A 25773-nucleotide genomic window follows, 5' to 3' on the forward strand; every position below is an offset into this window, starting at 1 on the left:
GGCGATCAATTGCCCTTGTTGACCGTGTCCCAGCGGGTCAGCCAGGTCGAATGGCCGATATAGCCCTTCACCTCGTTGCGAACAGCCTTAGCGTCGGTGCGCAGGAACGAGGTGACCAGGGCCGGCGACGAAGCAAGATAGGCCTCGTTGATCTTGGTATAGAGATCGGCGCGCTTGGCCTGGTCGGTTTCATGCGCGGCGGCGGTGACCATCTGCTGGATTTCCTTCGGAACGTCCCAGGCCGTCCGCCAAGCGTTCAGGCCAACGAGCTTGGCCTCGTCGGAATTGTTGGCGTTGGTCGCATAGGATTGCAGGACCGCATGCGGATCCGGCAGGCGATCGCCGGAGCGGGCCGAAAAGATCTCGAACTGACGGTTGCGGAACTTGCCGATATGGTCGCCGCCCTGCAGGTCGAGCTTGATGCCGGCCTTGGCGGCATTGGCCTGAAGCGACTGGGCGACTTCGTATTCGGGCGTCACCGGCGTCGCGTAATAGGCCTTGGAGAAGCCGTTGGGATAACCGGCTTCGGCGAGAAGCTGCTTGGCCTTCTCGATGTCGAGCTTGTACGGGTTCTTGTCGATCGCGCCGGGCAGGCCGGCAGGGACGATCGTCTGCTGCTTGATGCCGTAATATTTCATCACGGTACCAGCCAGGCCGTCATAATCGATCAGGTAGCGGAACGCCTCGCGGACCTTCGGCTTCGAAAGGATTTCGTCCTTCTGGTTCAGGGCCAGATAATAGAAGCCGAAGCCGGGGGTCTTCTGGATCGTCACCTTGCCGCCGGTTTCAAGCGCGCCGAGGTCGGTGGACGAAAGCCGCGTCGCCACGTCGGCATCGCCGGCATCGATCTGCAGGCGCTGGGCGGACGATTCGGGGATATGCCGCAGCAGAACGCGGCGCATCTTGGGCTCGCCCCGCCAGTAGTCCTTGAACGCTTCGGCGATGATCAGCTCGTTGACGCGCCATGTGCGCAGCGTATAGGGGCCGGAGCCCGCGTCGGCGGTCTGCAGGAATTCCCTGCCCATATCGCCGCCCTTGTCCTTCTCGGCAAGGAACTTACTGTCCAGGATCGAGGTGGAGAAGCTGGCGAGCGAATAGAGGATGAGGTTGGAATTCCAGACCTCAGGCGTCTCGAGAACAACGGTCGAACCATCCGTCGCGCGAATGAGCTTTTCGACGTTGTCGGCGCTAAAGCCCCACTGGCGCAGGTCCGTCGAGGGCGCAAGCCCGAGCTTCACCAGCCGGCGCAGCGACCATTCGACATCTTTCGCCGTCAGCGGATTGCCGGAGTGAAACTTCACGCCCGAGCGGATCTTGAACGTGAAGGTCTTGCCGTCCGCGGACACCGTCCAGCTCTCGGCGAGGCCCGGCTGCGGCTTGGAAATGTTGTCGGCAGGCAGGACGACCAGCCGCTCGTAGAGATTTGCGACAATCTCGGCGGCTTCGAGCTGGTTGATCTCGTTGGGGTCGAGCCCGCGCAGGGACGAGGTGTCCATGGCGATGACCAATTGATCCTTCGGCGTTGCAGCCATCGAAAGGCCCGGCACGGCCAGGGACAGGGCAGCAATGCTGGAGAGCAGAATGACGTGGCGTCTGAGCATGAAAAAAATCCTCCTCCGGGTTCCTCAAATCGCGTCGACGACAGATTTTCGTATCGACATAGATCTGAAGTCTGGTATATCAGATCCCACAATCTCACTGCCTCGTCAACGGATTTCGCGAAAATGATTCCCGAGCCAACTGAAAGCCAGCAGTCCGAAGGGTTTGCGAAGATCGACCCCAAATTTCAGATGACCGTGCGCGATCACGTTCATCGCACGCTGCGGGCTGCCATTCTCGCGGGCCGATTCGCGACGGGGGAGAAGGTCAACGAGCGCGGCCTCGCCGAGCAGTTCGGCGTCAGCACGACACCGGTCAAGGAGGCGCTCCGCCAGCTCGAGACGGAGGGTCTGGTCGAGGCTCTGCCCCGGCGCGGCGTCATCATCCGGTTCGACATGAGCTGGGCGGAGGAGATGATCCTTGCCCGCGCGGCGCTCGAATCGATGATCGCGCATCTGGCCGCAAAGCGCATCGGCAAGCCCGCGGGGTTGGAGCTGACGGCAATCGCCGACTTGATGGCCAAGGCGACGATCTCGGCGGATGCCGACAGTCTTATTTCCCTCAATGAGCAGTTCCACGAGCACATTCACCGCAGCTCCCGCTGCGGTTATCTGGCGAAATTGATCGAACGGCAGCAATTCTACGACGCCAGCATCCGCCGGGTCATCCACATGGATCCCGCCGAGCGTCAGAAGGCGCTCGAAGAGCATACCGCCATCGCCAGGGCCATCGTCACGGGCGATGCGGATCTTGCCGAGCGGCAGATGCGCAATCACGTCGTCCGTTCCGGGGAAACCTATCTGAACATCGTTTTCGGCAACAAAAAGGATATTTGACGTGAATGACAGGCTGCAGACTGTAAGAAAGGCGCTGACCGGCATTTCCGGTGTCCCGGTGACGCCTTACCGGCAAGACGGGACTGTCGACGTCGAAAAGCTCGACGCGCTGATCAGGCGTCTGGCGGCTGCCAAGGTGCACAACCTGATGGCGGCCGGCAATACCGGCGAGTTCTTCACGCTCACCATGGACGAGGTCCGCACGGTGCATGCCGCGACCATCAAGGCTGCCGACGGCGTGTCGCTGGTGAGCGCCGCCGTCGGCCGATCGCTGACCGAGGCGAAGGCGCTGGCCAAGGCCGCGATTGCCGAGGGCGCGGATGCGATCATGGGCCATCATCCCATGGACCCCTTCGCCGGCCCCTCCTACCAGGCCGGTTATTTCCTGGAGCTGGCCGATTTCTGCACGGTGCCGGTCATCGCCTATGTGCGTAGCGACAGCTTTTCGGTCGAGGATTTCCGCAAACTCGCCCTTCATCCGAACATTGCCGGCATCAAGTTCGCCTCGTCGAACCTGATGCTGCTGGCCGAAGTCATTCGGGCCACCCGTGACGCGCCGGCGATCTGGGTCTGCGGTCTGGCGGAAGGCTGGGCGCCGGCATTCTACGCCATGGGCGCCAAGGGCTTTACGTCGGGCCTGGTCAACGTGTTCCCCGAACGCTCGCATGCGATCCATCGGGCGCTGGAGGCCGGCGACTACGCGACGGCGCGCGGCCTGATCGACGGCATTGCCGGCTTCGAGACGCTGCGCACGAAATACAACAACGGCGCTAACGTGACGGTCGTGAAGGAAGCGCTCGGCATGCTCGGCACCGATGTCGGCCCGGTGCGCGTTCCGGGCGTCGTCGCCCTTAACGAAGACGAACGGCGCATTCTGCGCGGCATTGTCGATCGGGTCAAAAACGAAGCGCCGGCAGCCTGAGGAGGAAACCAGAGTGCATATCACCGGAATAAAAACCTACATGCAGCGCGTGGACGATCGTCCGCGCCTGTTGCTCAAGATCGAGACCAGCGAAGGCATTTCCGGCTGGGGCGAATGCTACAATCACGGGCCCGACTGGGCTCTGCCGCCGCTTCTCGACTACCTTTTCCACCAGATCGAGGGTGAGGATCCGCGCCGCGTCGAATTCCTCGTCCTCAAGCTCAACCAGCAGTGCCGCTTTCCTCCCGGAGCCCTTGGCCTTGCCGCGATTTCTGCAATCGATCATGCATTGTGGGACATCGCCGGCAAGGCCGCGGGTCTGCCGGTCTACATGCTGCTGGGCGGCAATGTCCGCGACCGCGTCCGCGTCTATTGCGGCGTCTATACCGCCCCGGATCCGCAATACGCGCTCGAGCAAACGCTGAAGCTCAACGAAGACTACGGTTATACCGCGTTCAAGCTCAGCCCCTACCGCCGCGATCTTCACAACAGCCGCTGGGGCGAACTGGTCAGGGAAACCGGCGACTATTTCGGAAAGATCCGCGAGATCACTCCCTCGCACTTCGAATTTGCCTTCGACGCGCATGCGAAGATCTACGAACCTTACCAGGCCGTGCAGCTGGCCGCCGCGATCGCACCCTACGACCCGCTCTTCTACGAGGAGCCGATCCGGCCGGAACATATTCCCGCATGGACGGAGCTGAAGTCGAAGGTGACGGTGCCTTTGGCAACCGGCGAATCCCTCTACAACCGCTTCGAGTTCCTGTCGCTGTTGTCCGCCCGCGGCGCCGACATCATCCAGCCGGATATCTGCGTCGTCGGCGGTGTGACCGAAATGCGCCGCATCGCGGCGATCGCCGAAGCGCATTACGTGACGGTCGCGCCGCATAACCCGATGGGTCCCCTGGCGACCGCCGTGAACATCCATTTCTGCGCCGCGCAGCCGAACTTCAAGATCCTGGAATTCAAGCCGCACGTGCACGCTCCCTGGGCGCTCGATCCCTATATGCCGGTGGATGGATATATGAACCTGCGCCCGGATCGTCCCGGCTGGGGTATCGAGATCGACGAAAAAGTGCTGGGTACCGACGACTACATTCACTGGGAGCGGAAGATCACCCGCAAGCCGGACGGCGCGACCGCCTATCCGTGATCGGGACGGATCCAGCCCGTCGCTCAGTCACCAAATGAGGCCCGCATGTCGCTTTCGACCTGCGGGCCTCATGTCATTGGCATTGCCGCGGATCTCCGCGCAATCGGCGCTTCCAGCAAATTATTTTCGCGAGTGCCCCGAAGAGCCGGTCAAACATTTTCGGAGGCTATGAATTAGGCACAAATTTTGTTTGCTTAAAAACGGAACCATGCAATATTTGAATTGATGCAGATCAATGCTGCATTTTGTGCATTATAGGTTGGCGATGGAAATCAAGCAGCTGGAAGTGTTCCTGGCAGTCATGTCGGCAGGCAGCATCACCGCCGCCGCCCGCCTGCTGGACCGGTCGCAGTCGCAGGTGACACGGCTGATCCAGGAACTCGAAGCCTCCGTCGGCTTTTCGCTTTTTGACCGCAATGGCCCCCGCATCACGCCGACGTCGCAGGCGGTCGCCTTTCATTCGGATGCGGAGCGTTTCCTGACCGGCATCGGCCAGCTCAAGGAGCGCGCCAGGAATATCCTTTCGCAAGAGCCGGCGCCGATCGAGATCGCGGCGATCCCCGCCTTCGCAAGCGGTCTGGTGCCGCTCGCGATTGCGGAAATGCCGATGGAGCTCGTTCCGCGGAACCTGCATCTGCGCAGCATTTCGGCCGAGGCGGCCGTCCAGTCGGTGCTCGCCCGCACAGCGGATTTCTGCGTCGCCTCGCTGCCGGTCGAGCATCCGGGCCTCGACGCGCATGGCCTGTTCCAGGCGCCTTGCGTCGCCGCGGTGGCGGCGGACGATCCCCTGGCGGACAAGGACGTCATATCGGTCCGCGACCTGGCGGACCGGTGCCTGATCACCATGGCCAATCCTTTCCGGCTGCGCCGCCGCGTCAATCAGGCGCTGCAGGCGGCCGATGTGCGGCCGTCTCGCATCGTCGATACCAATGCGGCGCTGAATGCCTTGCAGCTTGCCTCCACGGGTTTCGGGGTCTCGATCGTGGAGCCGGCTACCGCTTACGGCCTGCAGCTCAAGAACGTCGAGATCCGCCCGCTCGATGTCGACATCCCCTTCCTGTGGGGCATTTTTTCGGCCGCCTCCAAGCCGCTTTCGGAAGGCGTTCTGGAGCTCGTCCAGTTGATCATCAGGATTTCTGCCGCCCGCATGCCAGGCTTCGTGGCGCATGATCCCGGCCATATCGAACGCGTGGCGGATGTGACTTTCGGCGCCGACGCGAACGCACAGGAGCAGTGATTTGAAGGCGCAGGATACACAGCGGATCAAAGGTCTCGAAGCGCTCGAAGAGCGGCTCGCCGAGGACCTGTCGCTTCTCGAACTTCCTCCCAGGGAGTGGGTGCCGGCGACCGAATATGAGGGTGTCGAAGTTTTCGATGCCGTCGTAATCGGCGCCGGCATGTGCGGCCTGGTCGCGACCGCCTCGCTTAAAATGCTCGGCATCCACAATGTCGTCTGCCTGGACCGCTCCCCCGAAGGTCAGGAAGGGCCATGGGTGACGTTCGCGCGCATGGAGACGCTGCGCTCGCCCAAACAGCTTCCGGGGCCGGCGCTGGGCCTGCCGGCGCTGACATTCAGGGCATGGTATGTCTCGCAATTCGGCGCTCAGGCATGGGACGCGCTCGGCAAGATCCCCAAGTCGCAGTGGATGGACTACCTGATCTGGTACCGCCGCGTGCTTCGGCTGCCGGTCCGCAATCTAGTCACCGTCACCGGGATGACCCCGGTCACGCAGGATCTGATCGCGCTCGACGTTTCGGATGCGGGCAGCGGCAGGCAGGAGCGGCTTTATGCCCGGCACGTGGTTCTGGCGACCGGACGCGACGGCCTCGGCGGCGGTTACGTGCCGGAATTCGTCGAACGCGTGTCACCGAAATTCTGGGCCCATTCCGCCGACGATATCGATTTTTCGGCCCTGAAGGGCAAGCGCGTCGCGGTCGTCGGGGCGGGGGCTTCCGCCATGGACAATGCGGCGACCGCGCTCGAAGCGGGTGCAGGCCAGGTCGACATGATCATCCGGCGCAAGGAACTTCCCCGCATCAACAAGTTCACCGGCATCGCCAGCCAGGGCGTCGTGCAGGGTTTTGCCGGCCTCAGCGATGCGTGGAAATGGAAGTTTCTCGACTATGTGCTCGGCGCCCAGACGCCGCCGCCGCGCGATTCCACCCTGCGGGTATCGCGTCATGAAAACAGCCGGTTTTTCCTCGGCACGGCGGTGACCGGCCTGCGGGAAAGCGGCGATCATATCGTCATCGAAACCAGCGGCGGCGATTTCGACTATGATTTCGCGATCTTCGCCACCGGCTTCCGGGTCGATCTCGACCGTCGTCCGGAACTGAAGCATTTCGCCCCGCATATCCAGTTCTGGAACGACGTCTTTTCGCCGGAAAAGGGCATGGAGAACGGCGAGCTCGCCACCTCTCCCTATCTCGGTCCCGATTTCGAGTTTCTCGAAAAGGTGCCCGGCAGCTGCCCTTCGTTGCGTCTGGTGCATTGCTTCAACTATCCGGCCTCGCTCAGCCACGGCAAGTTGTCGGGCGACATTCCGGCGGTCAGCGACGGTGGGCGGCGGCTTGCCCGCGGCATCGCCCGAGCCCTCTTCGTCGCCGACCGCGAAACTCATTTCACCAACCTTGTCGCCTACGAAACACCGGAACTGCTCGGCGACGAATGGACGGATTCCGCCGCGTCGATCCCGGCCATCCTCAAGGGAGCGGCGGAATGACGGCCATCGTTCCCGATCCCGCGAGGTGCCGGCCGTGACCCGCTATCTTGTCGGCAAGCTGGCAGAATCGCTGCTCGCCATATGGGGTGTGGTCACGATCGTTTTCTTCGTGAGCCGCGTTCTCGGCGACCCGGCCGTGCTTCTGCTGCCGATCGGTGCCGGCCAGCAGGATCTCGATGCGCTTCGGACCTCGCTTGGTCTCGATCGCCCGATCCTCGAGCAATACGTGATTTCGGCTCTGGCCATGGTCCGGGGCGATTTCGGCATTTCCTTCCAGCACCAGCGTCCCGCCATGGATGTCGTTCTCGAACGCATGCCGGTCACCGCCACGCTCGCCGGTACCGCGCTCCTGTTCGGAACGCTGATCGGTGCGGTGGCCGGTGCCATCGCGGCACTGAAGCGCGGCACGATCTCGGAGTTCATCGTCATGGTGGCGGCGCTTCTGGGCCAGGCGACGCCGGTTTTCTGGCTCGGCATCATGCTGATCCTGTTGTTCTCGGTCGATCTCGGCTGGTTCCCGACGGGCGGCTCCGGGACGATCGCGCATCTGGTGCTGCCGGGACTGACGCTGTCGGTCTTCGTGTCCGCGTCGATCGCCCGCCTGCTCCGCTCGTCGCTGCTCGACATCATGCGGGAGGACTATGTGCGGACCGCGCGGGCCAAGGGCCTGCTGCCGCGCACCGTGTTCTTCTGGCATATCGCGCGAAACGCGCTGATCCCGGTGATCACCATGATCGGCATCATCGCCGGCGAGCTTCTTGGCGGCTCGGTGGTCATCGAGACCGTGTTCGCCTGGCCGGGTGTCGGGCGCATCATCATGCAGGCGATTCAGGCGCAGGATTTCCCGGTCATCCAGGCCGGGGTCGCGCTGGTCGCCGCCATCTTCATCGTCGTCAACCTGTTGGTCGATCTGCTTTACGGCGTGCTCGATCCGCGCATCCGTCGGCGATAGGTGCGGCCATGAAAGCTTTTTTCCTCGCCCTCCTGAAAAGCCGCGCCGGACTGTTCGGTTTCCTGCTCGTGTCGGTCTTCGTGCTGGCCGCGATTCTGGCGCCCTATCTCGGCCTGCCGGTGCCGACGCGGTCCAACCTGCTCGCCCGCATGGTCGCCCCCACCTGGACGGGACTGTTTTCGCCCGGCGCGCATCCGCTCGGCACCGACGAGCTCGGCCGCGATATCCTGTCGCGCATCGTCCATGGCAGCCGGATCACGCTCGCGATCGCGGCGGCGGCCGTTATTCTTGGCGGTATTGTCGGCACGCTGCTCGGCATCGTCGCCGGTTATTATCGCGGCATGGTCGACCGCATCCTGATGCGCATCGTCGATATCCAGCTCGCCCTGCCGCTGATGCTGCTTGCCCTTCTCGTCGTCGCAGCGCTCGGTCCGTCGACCCGAAACCTCGTCATCGTGCTCGCCCTGACGAGCTGGCTGCGTTATGCCCGCATCATCCGCGGCCAGGTGCTCGCCCTTCGCGAACGGGAGTTCATCCTGTCGGCCCATGCGATCGGCGCCGGCACGTGGCGCATCATGCTCAAGCACCTGTTGCCGAACGTCATGACGCCCGCGCTGGTGATCGCCACGCTGGAACTTGCCCGCATCATCATCATGGACGCGGCGCTCTCGTTCCTCGGGCTCGGCGTGCAGCCGCCCAATCCGAGCTGGGGCCGGATGCTGGCCGACGGCCGCGTTTACATCTCGACCGCCTGGTGGATCGTCACCTTCCCCGGCATTGCCATTCTCCTGACTGTGCTCAGCGTCAACCTCCTGGGTGACTGGCTGCGCGATCACTTCGATCCGAAATTGAGGACCACGCGATGAACCAGCTTTCCCGTTCCACGTTGCCGCCCCGCGTCGCACGCCTAAAGGCCGGAATGGCGAAACAGGGCGTCGACGTCATCGTCTCGTTCAAGCCGGAAAACAGCTTCTATTTCACCGGCTTCAACCCGATCATCTATTCCCACCCGGTGATCGCCATCCTGACGCCGGACCACGACCCGATCATGCTCGTGCATGCGCTCCGCGACGATCACGGCCGCGCCAGCGCCTGGGTGCCGGATATCCGGCTTTACGGTTCCTGGTCGACCAAGGTCACGATGGGGCCGAACTGGCAGGATGCGCTGGCCTCGATCCTCGGCGATCTCGGAGTGGCCGGCAAGACCGTCGGCATCGAGGAGGAATTCATCTCGATCCAGCGCGCCGGCCAGCTGCGCAAGGCGCTGCCGGACGCGACATTCGCCGATGTCAGCCATCTGATCGACCATTGCCGCCTGATCAAGGACCCCGACGAGATCGCCAATGCCCGCATCGCCGCGCGGGCGGCCGATCTCGGCATGGATACCGCGGTTGCGACCCTTGCCGCCGGCGGCAACGAGCGCGAGGTCGCCATCGCCTCCATGCATGCGATGAACAGGCTGTGGGCCGCCGAATATCCCGATGTCGAGGTCTGCGACTTCGGCTCGCTGGAAGGCGGGGTGCAGAACGGCATGGCCACCTGGGTCCTGTCCGGCCCGCGTATGTTCTACAATTGCGACAACCCCACACAGCGCAAGCCCCAGCGCGGCGAGGCCGTTTCGGTGCTGATCTGGACGATCGCCAACGGCATCCACGCCGAAAACGAGCGCACCATTGCGATGGGTCCACTGCCGGAGGTCAACAAGCGGGCGCTCGACGCCATTTTCGAGATCCGCGAAGAGGTCGATGCGCTGATCCGGCCCGGCACGCCCTATAAAGACCTGTTCGAGAAGACCCGCGAAGGCCTGAAGGCGCGAGGTTACGGGGCCAACATCCCGGGCCGCATCGGCCACGGGATCGGGCTTGGCGCGCACGAACATTCCTCGCTCGACGCGTCGTCCTCGCTCGTCCTTGAGCCGGGCATGATCTTCACGTTCGAGCCGAATATCCGCAACCCCGGCGTCTGCGCGACGCAGATCTCCGACACGGTTCTCGTCACCGAGACCGGTCGCGAATATCTGACCCGCTCGGCCGGCGGTTATCTGGAGGTCTGAGCGTCCGATGGCACCCTTGCTCGAGGTCCGCAATCTTACCGTCGCGTTCGACACGCCTGATGGCACCGTGCATGCGGTCAACGACGTGTCCTACAGCCTGGAAGAGGGCGAGACGCTCGGCATCGTCGGCGAATCCGGCTCGGGCAAGAGCGTTCATGCCCTGTCGATGGTCGGGCTGATCGCAAGGCCGCCCGGCCGTATCGTCCGGGGCGAGGTCCTGTTCAACGGTCGCGACCTTTTGGCGCTGTCGCAGCGCGAGCTGTTTGAAGTGCGCGGCAAGGAAATCGGTTTCGTCTTCCAGGACCCGATGACCTCGCTCAATCCGGTCCTGACCATCGAACGGCAGATCGCCGAGCCGTTGCGGCGGCATTTCGGCATGTCGGCGAGCCAGGCACGGGCGCGCGTCGTCGAACTTCTCGAGCTTGTCGGTATCCCCGACGCTGCCCGCCGTGCCGGACAATATCCGCATGAATTCTCGGGCGGCATGCGCCAGCGCGTGATGATCGCGATCGGGATTTCGTGCAATCCGAAGCTCCTGATCGCCGACGAGGCGACCACGGCGCTCGACGTCACGGTCCAGGCGCAGATTCTCGATCTGGTCCGCGATCTCAAGAAGAAGATCGGCACCACCGTCATCTGGATCACCCATGACATGGGCGTCGTCGCCGGCCTCGCGGATACCGTCCAGGTCATGTATGGCGGCCGGATCATGGAGCGCGGCCCGGTCCGCGCCGTGTTCCACGATCCCCGCAACGCCTATACATGGGGCCTCCTGAAGTCGCTGCCGCATGGCGGCCGTCGCGGCGTGACCCGGCTCTACCAGATCCCCGGCAACCCACCGGACCTCACCCGCGCGCCGGTCGGCGATCCCTTCGCGCCGCGCAATCCGTTCGCGACCGAGCGCTGCCGCATCGAGATGCCGCCGCTCGGCGAGGTCGAGGGCAGCGTCGCCGGCCACAAGGTGGCCGCCTGGTACGATCTTCGCGCGGCACTTGCCGCCTCGCAGGTGCAGCCATGAACGGGAGCAACGTCAAGCCGCTCGTTTCGGTCCAGAACCTCCGCAAGACCTATGGCGGCGAAAAGCGCCTGTTCGGCGCCCCGACGCCGGCCCTCAAGGCCGTCAACAATGTCAGTTTCGACATTGCGCCCGGCGAGACGCTCGGCCTCGTGGGGGAATCCGGCTCGGGAAAGAGCACGACCGGCCGCGTGCTGCTGCAGCTCGAGGCGCCGACCGGCGGCGACATCTTTTACAAGGGCGAGAACATTACCGGTCTCGGAAAGGCGGGGCTGAAGCCTTACCGGCGCGACATGCAGATCATCTTCCAGGATCCCTATGCCTCGCTCAACCCGCGCATGACGGTGGGCGAATTCGTCGGCGAGCCCCTGGAGGTGCACAGACTGGCCGGCTCCGCCCGCGAACGCGAGGATCGCGTCGCCGCGCTGTTTGCCAAAGTCGGCCTCGATCCGTCCTTCATGAAGCGTTATCCGCACGAGTTTTCGGGCGGCCAGCGCCAGCGCGTCAATATCGCCCGGGCGATTGCGCTCAATCCCGCCTTCATTGTCGCCGACGAGCCGATCACCGCGCTCGACGTGTCGATCCAGGCGCAGATCGTCAACCTGTTCCAGGATCTGCAGGACGAGCTTGGACTGACCTACCTGTTCATCGCCCACGACCTGTCGATGATCCGTTATCTCTGCCACCGGGTGGCGGTGATGCTGCGCGGGCGGATCGTCGAAATCGGCCCCTGCGACGCCATTTTCGAGAATCCGCAGCATCCCTATACGCGGGCGCTGCTTTCGGCGATCCCGGTTCCCGACCCGGATGTCGAACGCAACCGCCGTCCGCTCGCCTTCGATGTCGATGCCAATCTGCCGCCCGAGGACGCCATGCTGCGGCCTGTCGGCGACCGTCATTTCGTGCTGGAGGTTTGAAACGATGACGCACCTGTTCGCAACCCATTTCGGCACTTATGAAGTCGGCACGGATGCGAACGGGAAGCGCAAGCTCCTGCCGTTCCGTCACGATCCGGACCCATCGGAAATGGGCCTCGGCTACTTGGATCTGGCCAACCATCCGCAGCGCATCCGTGCCCCCATGGTCCGCAGGGCCTGGCTGGAAAAGGGACCTCTCGCGGCCACGGGCGCTTCGCGCGGCCGCGAGGATTTCGTCGAGATAAGCTGGGACAAGGCCGCGAGCCTGATCGCCGGTGAACTTCGCCGCGTGCGGGAGACCCACGGCAACCAGGCGATCTTCGGCGGCTCCTACGGCTGGGCCAGCGCCGGCCGTTTTCACCATGCGCAAAGCCAGCTCAAGCGGTTGCTCAATCTGGCCGGCGGCTTCACCTCTTCCGTCAACAGCTATTCCTACGGCGCGGCTGCCGTGCTTCTGCCGCATATCCTCGGACCGGATTACAAGGACGCATGCGATACTTCGCCGTCGTGGAACGATATCGCCGATGGCTGCCAGCTGCTGGTCGGCTTCGGCGGCTTCCGGCTGACCAATGCCCAGGTCGAGGCGGGCGGTACCGGCAGCCACCGTGCCGTCGGATGGCTGCGGCATTGTCAGGACAAGGGCGTGCGCATCGTCGTGTTCAGCCCCGCCGCGAGCGATGCGCCTTCCGGTCCGAACGTCCGCCATGTTCCGCTGCGCCCCAATACGGATGCCGCGGTCATGCTCGGCATGTGCCATACGCTGCTCGTCCAAGGCCTGTTCGACCGCGATTTCCTGAAACGCTGCACGAGCGGCTATTGCGATTTCGAAAGCTATCTGGTCGGCGAGACGGACGGCATCGCCAAGGATGCGGAATGGGCCTCGGCCATTTCCGGCGTGCCGGCGGAGACGATTGTCGAGATTGCCGAAGACCTGCATGACGCACCGAGCCTGGTCAACGTCGCGTGGTCGCTGCAGCGGGCGCGGTTTGGCGAACAGCCGTTCTGGGCTGCGATCGCGCTCGCATCGATGGCGGGTCATGTCGGCAAGCGCGGCTGCGGTTTTGCCTTCGGCCTGACCGCCGTCAATGCCGTCGGCCAGCCGGTGCGGCGCCTGAAAGGGCCGGCATTCGAACAGGGTCCCAACCCCGTACGCGCCTTCATCCCGGTGGCGCGGATCACCGAACTGCTCGAAAACCCGGGCGGACGGATCGATTATGACGGTCAGGTTCTCGATCTGCCGGATATCCGGCTCGTCTGGTGGGCCGGCGGCAACCCCTTCCACCACCATCAGGATCTCAACCGGCTGGTCGCGGCTTTCCGGCGCCCCGAAACGGTGATCGTCACGGAGAACATGTGGACCGCCACCGCCAGGATGGCGGATATCGTCCTTCCCTCAGCATTTCCGTTCGAGCGCGACGATGTCGCGGCGGCATCGCGCGACAACTGGCTGGTCTACAGCCGTCGCGTCATGGACCCGCCGGCGGGCGTCCTGACCGATCACGAAGCCTATTGCCTGATCGCCGACGAACTCGGCTGCCGCCAGCAGTTCGACGAGGGGCTTGGCATCGACGACTGGCTCGCCCGGATCTACGAAGGTTATCGGGAGCGTTATCCGGAACTGCCGGATTTCCAGGCGTTTCGCCTTCGGAGTTATGCCGCGCTCGACGAGGGCGAACCGACGCCTTCGCCGGCGAACCATTTTCGCGATTTCGTCAAAGACCCTCAAGCGGCTCCCTTGAATACGCCGAGCGGGCGGATCGAGATCGGATCGAAGGCGGTCGGCGGCTTCGGTTATCCCGATATCGGCGGTCATCCCCGCTGGCAGGCTCCCGACGAATGGCTTGGCGCACCGCTTGCGGCGGAACATCCTTTCCATCTCCTGTCGCCGCAGCCCGCCCACCGTCTGCATGGCCAGCTGGAATACGGTCCGGTCAGCCAGGCGGCGAAGCTTGGTGGCTACGAGCGGTTCACGCTGAGCGAGACCGACGCCGCGCGGCTTACCCTGAAGCAGGACGACCTTTGCGAGCTTTACAACGATCGCGGCCGGACCGTCGCGGCGCTGACCGTCGATCGCGGCCTGATGCCCGGCGTCGCCGTGCTTGCGACCGGCGGCTGGTTCCGCCCCGACGCGCAGGGCATCGATCATGGCGGCAATCCGAACACGCTGACGACGATCACGCCCGCTTCGCATCTGTCGCAGGGGACGGCCCCCAATTCATGCCTGATCTCGATCCGTCCATGGGCGGGATCCGCAGGTGGAACTTACCATGGGAACGAGTGACTTGGACCAGATGGACATCCTTTCCGGCCTGAAGCCAGGCTCCGAGCTTTATGCGATCCGCCGCGAGCGGCCGGAATTCGTGGAGGGCACGGAATTGTGCCGCGAAACGGTGCTGAGCCCGCATCACGGCTTCGGCCTTGGCCATGCTCTGCGCGCCGCGCTCGCCTCCCGCATGGCGAGGTTCATCGGCCGCGAAGACCTGGCCGCGGTCTACGACCTCATGCTGGACGAGGCCGGCAGCGATCCGGACCTCGCCGCCATCGCTTCCGGCGCCGAGACGGCGGCGGCCGATGCCTTTACCGGCGCGATCATCCGCCATGCCGACCTCGTCACCAAAACGCCTCGCGACAACAGCAGGACGGATATCGAGCGCCTCGAAAAGGCTGGCCTCGCGAACCCGCAGATCATCGCGCTGTCGGAGCTGATCGCCTTCGTCAATTACGAGGCCCGGGTCCTTGCCGGCCTCAGCCTGCTGGAGGAGGTCGAATGAGCACGTCCCGCTTCAAGGTCAAGGCGCTCTCCTGGTCGCCCTATATCGAGCCGGTCGACGTCGCGACGGCGACCGAAGAGCAGCTGGCGGCGATGCAGGTGACGCCGTCCAATACCAAGGTTTCCGCCTATGTGCGCACGCTGGCGCATGATCCGGAATCCTACGTCGCCCGCACGAAACTGTTCAATGCCATCATGTATGCCAAGGGCGGTCTGGACAGGGCCGAACGGGAACTCGGCGCGCTCGTCGCCTCCGCCGTCAACCGCTGCGTCTATTGCGCCTCGGTCCATGCCCGCCGTTATGTCGAGCTGTCGGGCCGCGAAGAAGTCGTCGAGGAGATCTATGTGCGCGGCCTCGAAGGGCCGTTCGATGCGAGGACGCAGGCGATCGTCGATTTCTGCAGGGCGCTGTCCGAGACGCCGTCACGAGCGACCAGGGAGCAGGTTCAGGCCCTTCGCGACCATGGCATGTCGAAGGCCGAGATCGTCGATCTCATCCACTCCGCCGCCATTTTCGGCTGGGCGAACCGGCTGATGCACACGCTCGGTCATTCGGTCCCGGTCGAAACCAAATGAACGGCGTGGTGGAAGGGCGCGACCGCCAGCTCCGTTTCTCGAGAATGCAATGCAAGCCAATGAAAAATCGATAGAAATCAATCAGAAGGGAATGGACATGACCAGAAAATCGCTTTCCGCGGCCATCGCCGCACTGTCACTCGGCGCCGCGATCTCCACGTCGGCGCTTGCCCAGGACAAGACGCTGACCATCGCGATCACCAACACGATCAACACGTTCGATCCGCATATGACGGCATCGGTCGGCACCGACCTCAGCCTGCTCAGCCACATCTATCCGTCGCTGGTCCTGCGCGGCCCCGACATGAAGATCGCTCCGGCGCTCGCGACCGAATGGACGAGCGTCGACGACCTGACCTGGCGCATCAAGCTGCGTTCGGATGCCACGTTCAACGATGGCGAGAAGATCGATGCCGAAGTGGTCAAATGGAATTTCGACCGCGTGCGCGACCCGGCCCTCAATGCCCGCATCAAGGCCTGGTTCACGCTGATCTCCGACGTGAAGGTGATCAGCCCGACCGAAATCGAGATCAAGACCAGCTCGCCCTATCCGGCGATGATCGGCCAGCTGTCGATGTTCTTCCTGCTGCCGCCGAAATGGACCGCCGAGCACAAGCCGGCGACCGAGACCGCGTCCGGCGGCGCCTATGTCATCTCCTCGGTCAAACCCGGCGAAAGCATCACCCTCGACGCCAATCCGCAATATTGGGGTCCCAAGCCGGATTTCGCCAAGGTCGTCGTGCGCATCATCCCGGATGCGGCCAGTCGCGTCGCCGCGCTGCTTGCGGGCGAGGTCGATTTCATCAACTCGATCCCGACCACCGAGATTACCCGGATCAAGACGAGCGGCAGCGCCCAGGCCGGCGCGGTGCCCAGCACCCGCACCGTGTTCATCAAGTTCAACACGCTGAAGCCGCCGCTCGACAACAAGCTGCTTCGCCAGGCGCTGAACTATGCCGTCGACAAGGAAGGCATCGTCAAGGCGATCTTCAACGACCAGGCGGAGATCGCCAAGTGCCAGGTGACGTCGAAGAGCTATTTCGGCTTCAACGCCGATCTGAAGCCCTATGCCTATGATCCGGACAAGGCGGCCGAACTTCTGAAGAAGGCAGGCGGCGCGCCGGCCGAGCCGATCGAGATCGAAGTGCCGACCGGCATCTACCTCAATGGCGAGGAGGTCGTCCAGGCCGTCGCCAGCCAGCTGGAAGAGATCGGCGTCAAGACCAGGATCGTCGAGATGCAGTTCAGCGCCTATATGGACAAATATCTGAAAACCAAGGATCTCGGCCGCATGAGCCTGCTCAGCCAGGCCTGGCCGACGATCGATGCGGACGGTCTTCTGACCCTGTTTGCGCCGGGCAACATGTATGCCTACTGGGACAATGCCGAGTTCGGCAAGGCTCTCGCCGACGGCCGCTCGACCATGGACGTGGCCAAGCGCCAAGCCGCCTACAAGAAGGCGACCGAGGTGATGTGCGACGAGGCGCCGGCCCTCTTCCTTTATACACAGCCCGCCACCTACGGCCTGTCCAAGCGTATCACCTGGACCGCCCGCGGCGACGACTGGGTCCGCGCCTTCGACATGAAGCCCGCGGCCAACTGAGCGGCAATACGCCAAATGTCGCCATCCCGCTTCGCCCGAGGCGGGATGGTCTTCGGTTGCCCATGATATCAGCAGGATAGGATCCAATGCCGACAGTCACCCTCAACAACGCCACCTTCGTCTACGACGACATCGGCAATCCCGACGCCGAGACCATCATCGCGCTGCATGGCGGGCGCGGCATCGGCGACCGCCACGGAGAGTTCAACGCCTACAAGGTCCTGTCGGACAAATACCGCGTCATCGCCTATGACCAGCGCGGTTGCGGCGAGACCAGCCTGACGCCCCCCTACACGTTCGAGCAGCTGGCGGACGACGTCGAAGCCTTTCGCGTCAATCTCTGCGGCGGCCGCAAGATCATCCTCGAGGGCGGTTCGTTCGGGGGCATGATCGCGCTCACCTATGCCGTGAAATACGGCCACAACCTGTCGCGGCTGATCCTGCGCGGCACGGCTGCCAGCTACCACCACGAAGACGATGCCATGGTGGTGTTCAAGCAGCGCATCCACAAGGCGACCAGCGCCTCGCTCGACATGCTCGACAAGATGTTCTCCGACCGGGTCAAGGACGATACCGAGCTGCGCCTGATCTGGCTGGCGCTGCAGCCGCTCTATTTTGAAAAATTCGATCCGGATGCGGCGCTGGAACGCACCCGCACCATGCACCTGCATGCCGAGACCCATAACGCGTTGTTCAAGGAACGGCTCTACGACCTGCGCGACAAGCTGAAGGACATCCCGGTCCCGACGCTGGTCGTCTGCGGCGCCGAAGACTGGATTTGCCCGCCGAACCATTCGCGCCTGATCGCCGAAAGCATTCCGAGGGGCGAACTCCTCGAAGTCCCGAACGCCAACCACGCGGTCCATGTGGAAGCGCACGAGGTGGTGATCGCCGCGATTCGCGAATTTCTGGCGCGTACCTCGAACTGAGGCCGGCAGGGCTGGACCGGGGTCAGGCTGTCCTGGCCCGTTGGGCGAAGGCCGCGGCCGGCCCCCTAGGGACCGGCCGCTTGTGATCTCGTGAGGCGCCTAGACGGCGCCGCGGGTTTCTACGTAGATGGCGTAGACCGAGTGGCTGCTCGCCATGTAAAGGCGGTTCTTCTTCGGGCCGCCGAAGACGAGGTTGGGGCAGCGCTCCGGTAGCTTGATGAAGCCGATGGCCTTGCCGGCCGGGTTGAATATCTTGACGCCGTTCAGGTCCTCGGGCCTGGCCCCTGCCGCGCCGTTCGATCCCCAGCCGCACCAGAGATTGCCGTCGACATCCACCTTGAAGCCATCGAGGCCGCCATTGTCGTCGGCCGTGACCAAAGCCGTCTTGTTGGAAAGCTTTGCGCCGTCTGCGCCGACGTCGTAGCTCCAGATGATACGGAACGGCGAGGCGCGGCCCTCGACGATGTAGAGCTTCTTTTCATCGGGTGAAAACGCAAGGCCGTTCGGACCCTTCAGTTCGTCGGTGACGAGGTCGAGCTTGCCCTCCGGCGAGATGCGATAGACCGAGTGCGGCAGCTCCGCCGCTGCCTTGTCGCCCTCCCATTCGCCGGCAATGCCGAAGGGCGGGTCGGTGAACCAGATGGAGCCGTCCGACTTGCAGACGATATCGTTCGGGGAGTTGAGCTTCTTGCCGTTGTACCTGTCGGCGAGCACCGTGATCGAGCCGTCGTATTCGGTGCGGGTGACTCGGCGCGTCAGGTGTTCGCAGGACAGAAGGCGGCCCTGGCGGTCGCGGGCGTGGCCGTTGGCATAGTTGGAATTGGCGTTGTAGACGCTCCAGCTCTCGTTGGCCTCGTCGTAACGCATGACGCGATTGTTCGGAATGTCGCTGACGAGCAGATAGCGCCCGTCGCCGAACCAGACCGGACCTTCCAGCCAGCGGGCACCGGTCGCGACCTGTTCGAGCGAGCTGCTGGCGACGCGATATTTCGCAAAACTCGGATCGAGGATCTGGATGGCCGGATCAGGATAGATCAGGCTCGGGGTGAAGCCGATCGCCTGCGCGGAGGCCATTTTCGGGAGGACGGTTGCCAGGGCGGTGGCCGAAAGCGTCATGATATTGCGGCGCGAAAGATGCACGTTGAAGTCCTTCGATTATGATTTTCGATTTCATATCAATTTACCCGACGAGGCGGGGAACCGAGACCACGGTCCGTCTGCCAGTTAAAGGCAGTCCTTTGTGCGCTGCAACAAGGCAGGATTGTCTTCTCTCACCTTGGTTAAACACCGGTGAAATGCAGTCGGGGATGCATGGATGTCTTTAATGCACTGCGGCAAGAGTAAGATTTTATTATGAAAAACCGCTTATGAAAATCGAAGGATCAAGTTTGATCGCCATGCGCATGATGTGCACCGTCCGGTACGGCTCCTGCATTTTCCCTTCCGTGCGCCTTCATTCCTTCAGCGTTTTTTGAGGTATCCGATGCTCAAGAATTTAAAGATTAAGACGAAATTCCTGATGGCGATCGCCATTCTTGCCGTTATTTCGCTGGCAGGCCTGATGTATGTCACCAGCAGGTTCAGTGCCGCCAACGAGGCCTATTCTGGGTTTCTGCAGAAGGAAAGCAATGCGGCGACCTTCGGACCCCGCGGCGCGGCCGGCATGTGGACCGCGACGACATGGCTGAGCCGGGCGCTTGCCCAGGATCCTGCAAGCTCGGCTTTCCAGGATCTGTCGGGTCGGTTTTCGAAGGAATTTGCGGGCGCCCGCGACCGGTTGACCCAGATCCCCGCGCTGGTGCCGAGCCGCAAGTCTGCGATCGACGAACTGCTTGCCGGCGCCGACGCGCTGAAGGCGATCGGCGACGATCTTCTCAAGGCCCATACTGCCGGCGACCAGGAAAAAGTCCGCGCTCTCTCTGCAAAGCTCGACCAGGCGATCGTCGATCTCTCGCCGAAATTCGGCGCCAACAACGGCGCCATGGCCGAAATCCTCAACAACGGCGGCAAGAAGCTGAGCGAGTCGGTCTCCAGCACGATCACCTATGCGATCTGCGGTATGCTTTTCGGCATCGCGATCGCCGCCGTCCTGTCGATGACGATCGCCCATAAGGGCATCACCGCGCCGATGGTCCGCTTGCGCGAGCGCATGGCTTCGCTGGCCGCCAGCCAGACGGAAGCCCCGATCGATGGCCTCGACCGCAAGGACGAAATCGGCGAGATGGCCAAGGCCGTCGCCATCTTCCGCGACAATGCGCTGGAGCGCGCCCGTCTGGAACAGGAAGCCGAAGACAATCGCGGCCTGTCCGAGCGCGACCGCATAGAGCGCGAAGCGCAGAAGGCGCGGGAAGCGTCCGAGATCAAGTTCGCCGTGGATAACCTGGCGGAGGCCCTCAGCCATCTCTCCGACGGCAACGTGTCCTACCGCATCGAAAAGCCCTTCACCGCGACACTCGACGGCGTCCGCAACGATTTCAACGCCTCGGCCAGCAAGCTGCAGACGGCGCTGGAGCAGGTGGCGGAGAACGCCCGCAGCATCGAAGCCGGCTCGTCCGAAATCAAGGCGGCGGCCGACGATCTGGCCAGGCGCACCGAGCAGCAGGCAGCGTCGGTCGAGGAGACCGCCGCCGCCCTCGAAGAAATCACCACGACGGTCAAGGACGCCACCAAGCGCGCCCAGGAAGCCGGCGCCCTCGTTGCCCGCACCCGTAGCGGCGCGGAAAATTCCGGCGAGGTCGTTCAGCGCGCCGTCAAGGCCATGGAGCAGATCGAAAAGTCCTCGGGCGAGATATCGAACATTATCGGCGTCATCGACGACATCGCCTTCCAGACCAACCTTCTGGCGCTCAACGCCGGCGTCGAAGCCGCCCGTGCGGGTGAGGCCGGCAAGGGCTTTGCCGTCGTCGCCCAGGAAGTCCGCGAACTCGCCCAGCGCTCCGCCAAGGCCGCCAAGGAGATCAAGGCCCTGATCACGACCTCGAACGAGCAGGTCAATGCCGGCGTACAGCTGGTCGGTGAGACGGGGCAGGCGCTGGTGACCATCGTTGCGGAAGTGCAGGAGATCAACCGGCACGTCAACGCCATCGTTGAATCGGCACAGGAACAGTCCTCCGGCCTTCAGCAGATCAACACCGCCGTCAACCAGATGGACCAGGACACGCAGAAGAATTCGGCGATGGTCGAGGAATCGACCGCGGCAAGCCACGGTCTCGCTCGTGACGCCGCGTCGCTCAACCAGCTGCTGGCCCAGTTCAAGCTGAGCGGCCAACGCTACGCTCCGCGCCCTGCCGACCGCCGCGATACGCCGGCTGCCTCGCCGGCGCGCAATCTGGCCCGCAGGGTCGCCACCGCCTTCTCCGGCGGCGCGGCTGCGGCAGCGGTCAGCAACGACTGGCAGGAGTTTTAAGCCCGCCGGGCCGATCCGGCATCGGCGGCGAGAGCCACCGACAGGCGTGGTCGGCCTCGGTCCTTGTCTTGAGACCCTCATTGCGGCAATGCCCCGGCAACGACGATCGGGGCAGCCGGGGAACGGCGTTCACGCCACTCCCGTTCAAACCCTTCTTCCGGCCGCGTCGAACAGATGGAAGCGGCTGGGATCGGCGGTCAGCCCCATGCTGTCGCCGATCTGGATGCCGGAGCGGCCGGCGACGCGGAACACGACAGGACTGGCGTCTGCTGTCAGGGCATGGACATAGCTTTCGGCGCCCACCAGTTCGACCGCCGCCACCTGGACATCGGCCCTGACGGGCCCGGGAGCATGGCCGTTGGCGATCACGATATCCTCCGGGCGGATGCCGATCGTGGCGGCGCCCTTGGGCAGCTGCCCATCTGCCGACATCTTCCAGCCGCTGTCCTGGCCAAGTTTCATGAGGTTCATGGACGGTGAGCCGATGAAGGTCGCGACAAAGGTGGTGGCCGGCTTTTCATAAAGTTCGATCGGCGTGCCGACCTGCTCGATCCGCCCGGCATTCAGCACGACCAGCCGGTCGGCCAGCGTCATCGCCTCCATCTGGTCGTGGGTGACGTAGATCGACGTCGTGGCGAGCGAACGCTGCAGGCGGCGGATTTCGACCCGCATCTGGACGCGCAGCTTGGCATCGAGGTTGGACAGCGGCTCGTCGAACAGGAAGGCCGCCGGCTTGCGGACGATGGCGCGGCCCATGGCGACGCGCTGGCGCTGGCCGCCGGACAACTGTCGCGGCTTGCGCTCGAGAAAGGGCTCGATCTCCAGCGCACGGGCGGCCTCGGTGATGCGGCGGTCGATTTCGTCCTTCGGCGTGTTGCGGTTCCTGAGGCCGTAGGCGAGGTTCTGGCGCACCGTCATATGCGGGTAGAGCGCATAGTTCTGGAAGACCATGGCGATGTCCCGCTCTGCGGGTTCCAGTTCGTTGACGCGCTTGTCGGCAATCGTAACCTCGCCCGAGGAGATGCCTTCGAGACCCGCCACCATGCGCAGGAGGGTGGATTTGCCGCAGCCCGACGGGCCGACCAGCACGATCATCTCGCCATCTTCGATATCGAGCGACACGCCCTTGATCGCCTCGATGTTGCCGCCATAGACCTTGCGGACATCCTTGAGTTCAATCCTTGCCATTACTTCTCGGTCTCCACCAAACCTTTGACGAACCAGCGCTGCATCAGCACCACGACGATGACGGGGGGAATGATCGCCAGGATCGCGGTGACCATCACGTAGTTCCAGGGGGTCGACGCGTCGGCGAAATCCACCATGCGGCGCAGGCCGATGATGATCGTATTCATCTTCGCGTCATTGGTGACCAGTAGCGGCCACAGGTATTGCGTCCAGCCGTAGATGAACAGGATGACGAAGAGCGCCGCGATATTGGTCGTCGACAGCGGCAGCAGGATGTCCCGCATGAAGCGGAACGGCCCGGCATTGTCGATGCGGGCAGCCTCGACCATTTCGCCCGGGATCGTCAGGAAGAACTGCCGGAAGAGGAAGGTGGCGGTGGCCGACGCCATCAGCGGCAGGGTCAGGCCCGCATAGGTATCGATCAGGCCGAGATCGACGATCACCTTGTAGGTCGGCAGGATGCGCACCTCGACCGGCAGCATCAGGGTGATGAAGATCATCCAGAAGAAGCCCATCCGGAAGGGAAAGCGGAAAAAGACGATCGCGAAGGCCGACAGGAAGGAGATGACGATCTTGCCGACCGCAATCGCGATCGCGACCACGAAGCTGTTGAACAGCAGCCGTTCGAGGCTGACGCCGACGACGCGTTCGACGCCGCCCGAAATAGATTCGCCGTAGTTTTCCATCATGTGCCCGCCGGGCAGCAGCGACAGCGGCGGACGGATGATGGCGGTCGAGGTCGCCGTCGAGGCGATGAACGTATAGTAGATCGGGAAGGCGACGATGACGATGCCGAGGATCAGCATCAGATGCGCCATGAGCGTGGCGAGCGGGCGGTTTTCGATCATCGGGCCACCTCAACCATAATGCACGCGCCGCTCGACGAAGCGGAACTGGAAAGCGGTGAGCGCGATGACGATGACCATCAGCACCACGGATTGCGCCGCCGACGAGCCGAGGTTCAGGTTCACGAAGCCGTCGTTATAGACCTTGTAGACGAGCGTCTCGGTCGCCTTGGCGGGGCCGCCACCGGTCACGGAGTGGATGATGCCGAACGTGTCGAAGAACGCGTAGACCGTGTTGACGACCAGCAGGAAGAAAGTTGTCGGCGCCAGAAGCGGGAAGACGATCGTCCAGAAACGGCGGCTGCCGCGAGCGCCGTCGATTGCGGCGGCCTCCAGCAGCGATTTGGGGATCGCCTGCAGGCCGGCGACGAAGAACAGGAAATTATAGCTGATCTGCTTCCAGGCGGCGGCGACCACCACCAGCGTCATGGCCTGGCTGCCGTCGAGCAGCGGGTCCCAGGCGATGCCGTTGCGGCGCAGGATATAGGCCAGGGTCCCCATGGCGGGATTGAACATGAAAAGCCACAACATGCCGGCGACGGCAGGTGCAACCGCATAGGGAACGATCATCAGGGTCCGGTAAAACCCCTTGCCGCGCACCACGAGATCCGCCGCTGTCGCCAAAAGCAGCGCCAGGCCCATGGAAAGCAGGGCGGTCGCGACGCTGAAGACGATCGTCACCTGCAACGCATGCAGATAGTTCTCGTCCGAGAGGATCAGCCGGAAATTGGCAAGCCCGACGAAATTGCTCTGGAGGCCGAACGGATCTTCCCGCATGGCCGACTGATAGAGCGCCTGGCTTGCAGGCCAGAAGAAGAAAATGATCGTCAGGATGATCTGTGGCGCGACCAGGAAGTAGGGCAGGATCTTGTTCGGGAAGACGACGCTTTGCACGAGGCGGGCTCCGTTGGGATGCGAACGGTGCCGCCCGCGTCGAGGAGACGCGGGCGGCATTTGATGCTTATTTGCCGATAGCCTGCTGGATCGCGGCGTTGCCGCGTTCGACGGCCTTGTTGAGGGCGGTCTTGGCGTCCTGCTTGCCGGCGAGCATGGCCTCGAACTCTTCGTTCATGATGTCGCGCACCTGCGGCAGGTTGACGAGACGCACGCCCTTGGAGTTTTCGGTCGGCGCCTTGCCCATCATCTGCAGGAGCGGCGTCTCGCGGCCGGGGTTCTTGTCGTAGAAGCCGGACTTCTTGGTTTCCTCATAGGCGACCATCGTCACCGGCATGTAGCCGGAAACCTGGTGCAGGCGGGCCTGGATCTTGGTCTGCGACAGGAAGTTGAAGAACTCCGCGGTGCCCTTGTATTCCGCGTCGCTCTTGCCGGCGAAGACCCAGAGGCTGGCGCCGCCCGGAATGGTGTTCTGCGGCCGGCCGGCGCCTTCGTAATAGGGAAGCTGGCCGATGCCGTAGTTCATGCCGGTCTTGATGATGTCGCCGAGACCACCGGATGATTCCGTCATGATGCCGCATTCACCCGAGGTGAAGAGCTGCTTGGCTTCCGACGTGCGGCCGCCGTAACGGAACGTGCCGTCCTTGGCGAGGTCGGCGATCGACTGGAAGTGCTTGACGAAGAAGTCGGAATTGAAGGCGAGCTTCACGTCGACGCCGGCCAGGCCGTTTTGGTTGCTGCCATAGGAGACGTTGTTCCAGGCGGCGAGGTTTTCGGTCTGGATCCAGGTGAGCCAGGTCGAGGTCATGCCGCAGGGGGCAGCGCCGCTGGTCTTGATCTTCTTGGCGGCCTCGAACACTTCAGGCCAGGTCTTCGGCGGCTTGGCGGCATCGAGGCCGGCCTTCTGGAAGATGTCCTTGTTGTAATAGAGGATCGGCGACGAGGAATTGTAGGGGAAGGACAGCATCGTCCCGTCCGGCTTCGAATAATAGGCGACGATGCCGGGCAGATATTGCGACTTGTCGAACTTGTAGCCGCCCTTGGTCAGCACGTCGGCCACCGGCACGATGGCGCCCTGGGCACCCATCATCACGCCGCTGCCTGCGTCGAAGACCTGTATGATCGCCGGCGGCTGCTTGGCGCGGAACGCGGCGATGCCCGCATTCAGCGTTTCCGGATAGCTGCCCTTGAAGACCGGAACGATCTTGTAGTCCTTCTGGTTGTCGTTGAATTCCTTGGCAAGCTGCTCGACGACCTCGTTGTTGGCGCCGGTCATGGCATGCCACCACTGGATTTCCGTGACGGCCATGGCGCTCGAGGCCATCAGCAGTGATGTGGTTGCGGCAATTGCCGATGTAAGAACGATCTTCATGGATGTTTTCCTCCCTTTCC

22 protein-coding genes are annotated in these 25773 nt (G+C 63.4%); 16 read left to right on the top strand and 6 right to left on the bottom strand.

The features are described from left to right. Window positions 1-5 precede the first annotated feature (5 nt). A complete protein-coding gene (locus tag J2X76_RS14045; protein ID WP_310217111.1) occupies window positions 6-1601 on the bottom strand; it encodes an ABC transporter substrate-binding protein in 1596 nt (531 codons plus the stop codon). A gap of 123 nt (window positions 1602-1724) precedes the next feature. Between J2X76_RS14045 and J2X76_RS14050 the strand changes: the two genes are divergently transcribed. From J2X76_RS14050 to J2X76_RS14120, 15 genes are all read left to right on the top strand, one after another. After that, window positions 1725-2435 carry a GntR family transcriptional regulator gene (locus J2X76_RS14050; RefSeq protein ID WP_310217113.1) on the top strand — a complete coding sequence of 237 codons (711 nt, stop codon included), beginning with the start codon at window positions 1725-1727 and terminating at the stop codon, window positions 2433-2435. A gap of 1 nt (window position 2436) precedes the next feature. Further along, on the top strand, window positions 2437-3357 hold the full coding sequence (locus J2X76_RS14055) for a dihydrodipicolinate synthase family protein (RefSeq protein ID WP_310217115.1): 921 nt from the start codon (window positions 2437-2439) through the stop codon (window positions 3355-3357). A 13-nt stretch (window positions 3358-3370) separates the two neighbouring features. Further along, a complete protein-coding gene (locus tag J2X76_RS14060) occupies window positions 3371-4510 on the top strand; it encodes a mandelate racemase/muconate lactonizing enzyme family protein (protein ID WP_113131220.1) in 1140 nt (379 codons plus the stop codon). A 265-nt stretch (window positions 4511-4775) separates the two neighbouring features. Beyond that, a complete protein-coding gene (locus tag J2X76_RS14065) occupies window positions 4776-5747 on the top strand; it encodes a LysR family transcriptional regulator (RefSeq protein ID WP_310217118.1) in 972 nt (323 codons plus the stop codon). Between the two features lies 1 nt (window position 5748). Further along, window positions 5749-7233 carry an NAD(P)/FAD-dependent oxidoreductase gene (locus J2X76_RS14070; RefSeq protein WP_310217120.1) on the top strand — a complete coding sequence of 495 codons (1485 nt, stop codon included), beginning with the start codon at window positions 5749-5751 and terminating at the stop codon, window positions 7231-7233. Window positions 7234-7267: 34 nt separating this feature from the next. Next, window positions 7268-8185, top strand: a complete 918-nt coding sequence (locus J2X76_RS14075; protein WP_310217122.1) for an ABC transporter permease — start codon at window positions 7268-7270, stop codon at window positions 8183-8185. 8 nt (window positions 8186-8193) lie between these two features. Beyond that, window positions 8194-9051 carry an ABC transporter permease gene (locus tag J2X76_RS14080; protein WP_110120328.1) on the top strand — a complete coding sequence of 286 codons (858 nt, stop codon included), beginning with the start codon at window positions 8194-8196 and terminating at the stop codon, window positions 9049-9051. Further along, window positions 9048-10238 carry a Xaa-Pro peptidase family protein gene (locus J2X76_RS14085; RefSeq protein ID WP_310217125.1) on the top strand — a complete coding sequence of 397 codons (1191 nt, stop codon included), beginning with the start codon at window positions 9048-9050 and terminating at the stop codon, window positions 10236-10238. Before J2X76_RS14080 ends, J2X76_RS14085 begins: the two co-directional genes overlap by 4 nt. Window positions 10239-10245: 7 nt before the next feature. Continuing rightward, complete coding sequence (locus J2X76_RS14090; protein ID WP_113286339.1) at window positions 10246-11256, top strand: ABC transporter ATP-binding protein; 1011 nt, start codon at window positions 10246-10248, stop codon at window positions 11254-11256. Further along, the gene (locus J2X76_RS14095) at window positions 11253-12170 is read left to right on the top strand and encodes an ABC transporter ATP-binding protein (protein ID WP_113131213.1); all 918 of its coding nucleotides are present in this window, start codon (window positions 11253-11255) and stop codon (window positions 12168-12170) included. The genes J2X76_RS14090 and J2X76_RS14095 overlap by 4 nt, the downstream gene beginning before the upstream one ends. A 4-nt stretch (window positions 12171-12174) precedes the next feature. Beyond that, complete coding sequence (locus J2X76_RS14100) at window positions 12175-14451, top strand: molybdopterin-dependent oxidoreductase (RefSeq protein WP_310217130.1); 2277 nt, start codon at window positions 12175-12177, stop codon at window positions 14449-14451. Next, entirely contained in the window at window positions 14438-14941 is a 504-nt protein-coding gene (locus tag J2X76_RS14105; RefSeq protein WP_310217132.1) for a hypothetical protein, read from the top strand. The genes J2X76_RS14100 and J2X76_RS14105 overlap by 14 nt, the downstream gene beginning before the upstream one ends. Continuing rightward, the gene (locus J2X76_RS14110) at window positions 14938-15516 is read left to right on the top strand and encodes a peroxidase-related enzyme (protein WP_310217134.1); all 579 of its coding nucleotides are present in this window, start codon (window positions 14938-14940) and stop codon (window positions 15514-15516) included. Before J2X76_RS14105 ends, J2X76_RS14110 begins: the two co-directional genes overlap by 4 nt. Window positions 15517-15613: 97 nt before the next feature. Beyond that, window positions 15614-17119 carry an ABC transporter substrate-binding protein gene (locus J2X76_RS14115; protein ID WP_113131248.1) on the top strand — a complete coding sequence of 502 codons (1506 nt, stop codon included), beginning with the start codon at window positions 15614-15616 and terminating at the stop codon, window positions 17117-17119. An 86-nt stretch (window positions 17120-17205) separates the two neighbouring features. Continuing rightward, entirely contained in the window at window positions 17206-18048 is an 843-nt protein-coding gene (locus tag J2X76_RS14120; RefSeq protein WP_310217137.1) for an alpha/beta hydrolase, read from the top strand. A gap of 99 nt (window positions 18049-18147) precedes the next feature. Here the strand turns inward: J2X76_RS14120 and J2X76_RS14125 are convergent, their stop codons facing one another. After that, window positions 18148-19188, bottom strand: coding sequence for an SMP-30/gluconolactonase/LRE family protein (locus J2X76_RS14125; protein ID WP_310217140.1), 1041 nt, complete (start codon window positions 19186-19188; stop codon window positions 18148-18150). 343 nt (window positions 19189-19531) lie between these two features. Here J2X76_RS14125 and J2X76_RS14130 point away from each other — a divergent pair, with 343 nt between their 5' ends. After that, window positions 19532-21454, top strand: coding sequence for a methyl-accepting chemotaxis protein (locus J2X76_RS14130; protein ID WP_310217142.1), 1923 nt, complete (start codon window positions 19532-19534; stop codon window positions 21452-21454). A gap of 144 nt (window positions 21455-21598) precedes the next feature. On the opposite strand, the gene J2X76_RS14135 is transcribed toward J2X76_RS14130, so the two are convergent. The 4 genes from J2X76_RS14135 to ugpB form a co-directional block, all read right to left on the bottom strand. Continuing rightward, on the bottom strand, window positions 21599-22642 hold the full coding sequence (locus tag J2X76_RS14135; RefSeq protein WP_310217145.1) for a sn-glycerol-3-phosphate import ATP-binding protein UgpC: 1044 nt from the start codon (window positions 22640-22642) through the stop codon (window positions 21599-21601). Further along, window positions 22642-23490, bottom strand: coding sequence for a sn-glycerol-3-phosphate ABC transporter permease UgpE (ugpE, locus tag J2X76_RS14140; RefSeq protein ID WP_113286354.1), 849 nt, complete (start codon window positions 23488-23490; stop codon window positions 22642-22644). The genes J2X76_RS14135 and ugpE overlap by 1 nt, the downstream gene beginning before the upstream one ends. Before the next feature lie 9 nt (window positions 23491-23499). Continuing rightward, entirely contained in the window at window positions 23500-24381 is an 882-nt protein-coding gene (gene ugpA, locus J2X76_RS14145) for a sn-glycerol-3-phosphate ABC transporter permease UgpA (protein ID WP_310217151.1), read from the bottom strand. A gap of 67 nt (window positions 24382-24448) precedes the next feature. Further along, window positions 24449-25753 (bottom strand): sn-glycerol-3-phosphate ABC transporter substrate-binding protein UgpB, encoded by a 1305-nt coding sequence (ugpB, locus tag J2X76_RS14150; protein WP_113131192.1) that lies wholly within the window; start codon window positions 25751-25753, stop codon window positions 24449-24451. Window positions 25754-25773: the final 20 nt, after the last annotated feature.

The organism is Neorhizobium sp. 2083 (assembly GCF_031455615.1).
Taxonomy (GTDB): domain Bacteria; phylum Pseudomonadota; class Alphaproteobacteria; order Rhizobiales; family Rhizobiaceae; genus Neorhizobium.

Excerpts from the sequence above, each read along its gene's own strand:
- J2X76_RS14080 (WP_110120328.1), top strand. The coding sequence starts at position 8,194 with ATGAAAGCTTTTTTCCTCGCCCTCCTGAAAAGCCGCGCCGGACTGTTC.
- J2X76_RS14105 (WP_310217132.1), top strand. The coding sequence starts at position 14,438 with ATGGGAACGAGTGACTTGGACCAGATGGACATCCTTTCCGGCCTGAAG.
- J2X76_RS14065 (WP_310217118.1), top strand. The coding sequence starts at position 4,776 with ATGGAAATCAAGCAGCTGGAAGTGTTCCTGGCAGTCATGTCGGCAGGC.
- J2X76_RS14100 (WP_310217130.1), top strand. The coding sequence starts at position 12,175 with ATGACGCACCTGTTCGCAACCCATTTCGGCACTTATGAAGTCGGCACG.
- ugpE (WP_113286354.1), bottom strand. The coding sequence starts at position 23,490 with ATGATCGAAAACCGCCCGCTCGCCACGCTCATGGCGCATCTGATGCTG.
- J2X76_RS14090 (WP_113286339.1), top strand. The coding sequence starts at position 10,246 with ATGGCACCCTTGCTCGAGGTCCGCAATCTTACCGTCGCGTTCGACACG.
- J2X76_RS14085 (WP_310217125.1), top strand. The coding sequence starts at position 9,048 with ATGAACCAGCTTTCCCGTTCCACGTTGCCGCCCCGCGTCGCACGCCTA.
- J2X76_RS14120 (WP_310217137.1), top strand. The coding sequence starts at position 17,206 with ATGCCGACAGTCACCCTCAACAACGCCACCTTCGTCTACGACGACATC.
- J2X76_RS14050 (WP_310217113.1), top strand. The coding sequence starts at position 1,725 with ATGATTCCCGAGCCAACTGAAAGCCAGCAGTCCGAAGGGTTTGCGAAG.
- J2X76_RS14045 (WP_310217111.1), bottom strand. The coding sequence starts at position 1,601 with ATGCTCAGACGCCACGTCATTCTGCTCTCCAGCATTGCTGCCCTGTCC.
- J2X76_RS14130 (WP_310217142.1), top strand. The coding sequence starts at position 19,532 with ATGCTCAAGAATTTAAAGATTAAGACGAAATTCCTGATGGCGATCGCC.
- J2X76_RS14110 (WP_310217134.1), top strand. The coding sequence starts at position 14,938 with ATGAGCACGTCCCGCTTCAAGGTCAAGGCGCTCTCCTGGTCGCCCTAT.
- J2X76_RS14095 (WP_113131213.1), top strand. The coding sequence starts at position 11,253 with ATGAACGGGAGCAACGTCAAGCCGCTCGTTTCGGTCCAGAACCTCCGC.
- J2X76_RS14135 (WP_310217145.1), bottom strand. The coding sequence starts at position 22,642 with ATGGCAAGGATTGAACTCAAGGATGTCCGCAAGGTCTATGGCGGCAAC.
- J2X76_RS14115 (WP_113131248.1), top strand. The coding sequence starts at position 15,614 with ATGACCAGAAAATCGCTTTCCGCGGCCATCGCCGCACTGTCACTCGGC.
- ugpB (WP_113131192.1), bottom strand. The coding sequence starts at position 25,753 with ATGAAGATCGTTCTTACATCGGCAATTGCCGCAACCACATCACTGCTG.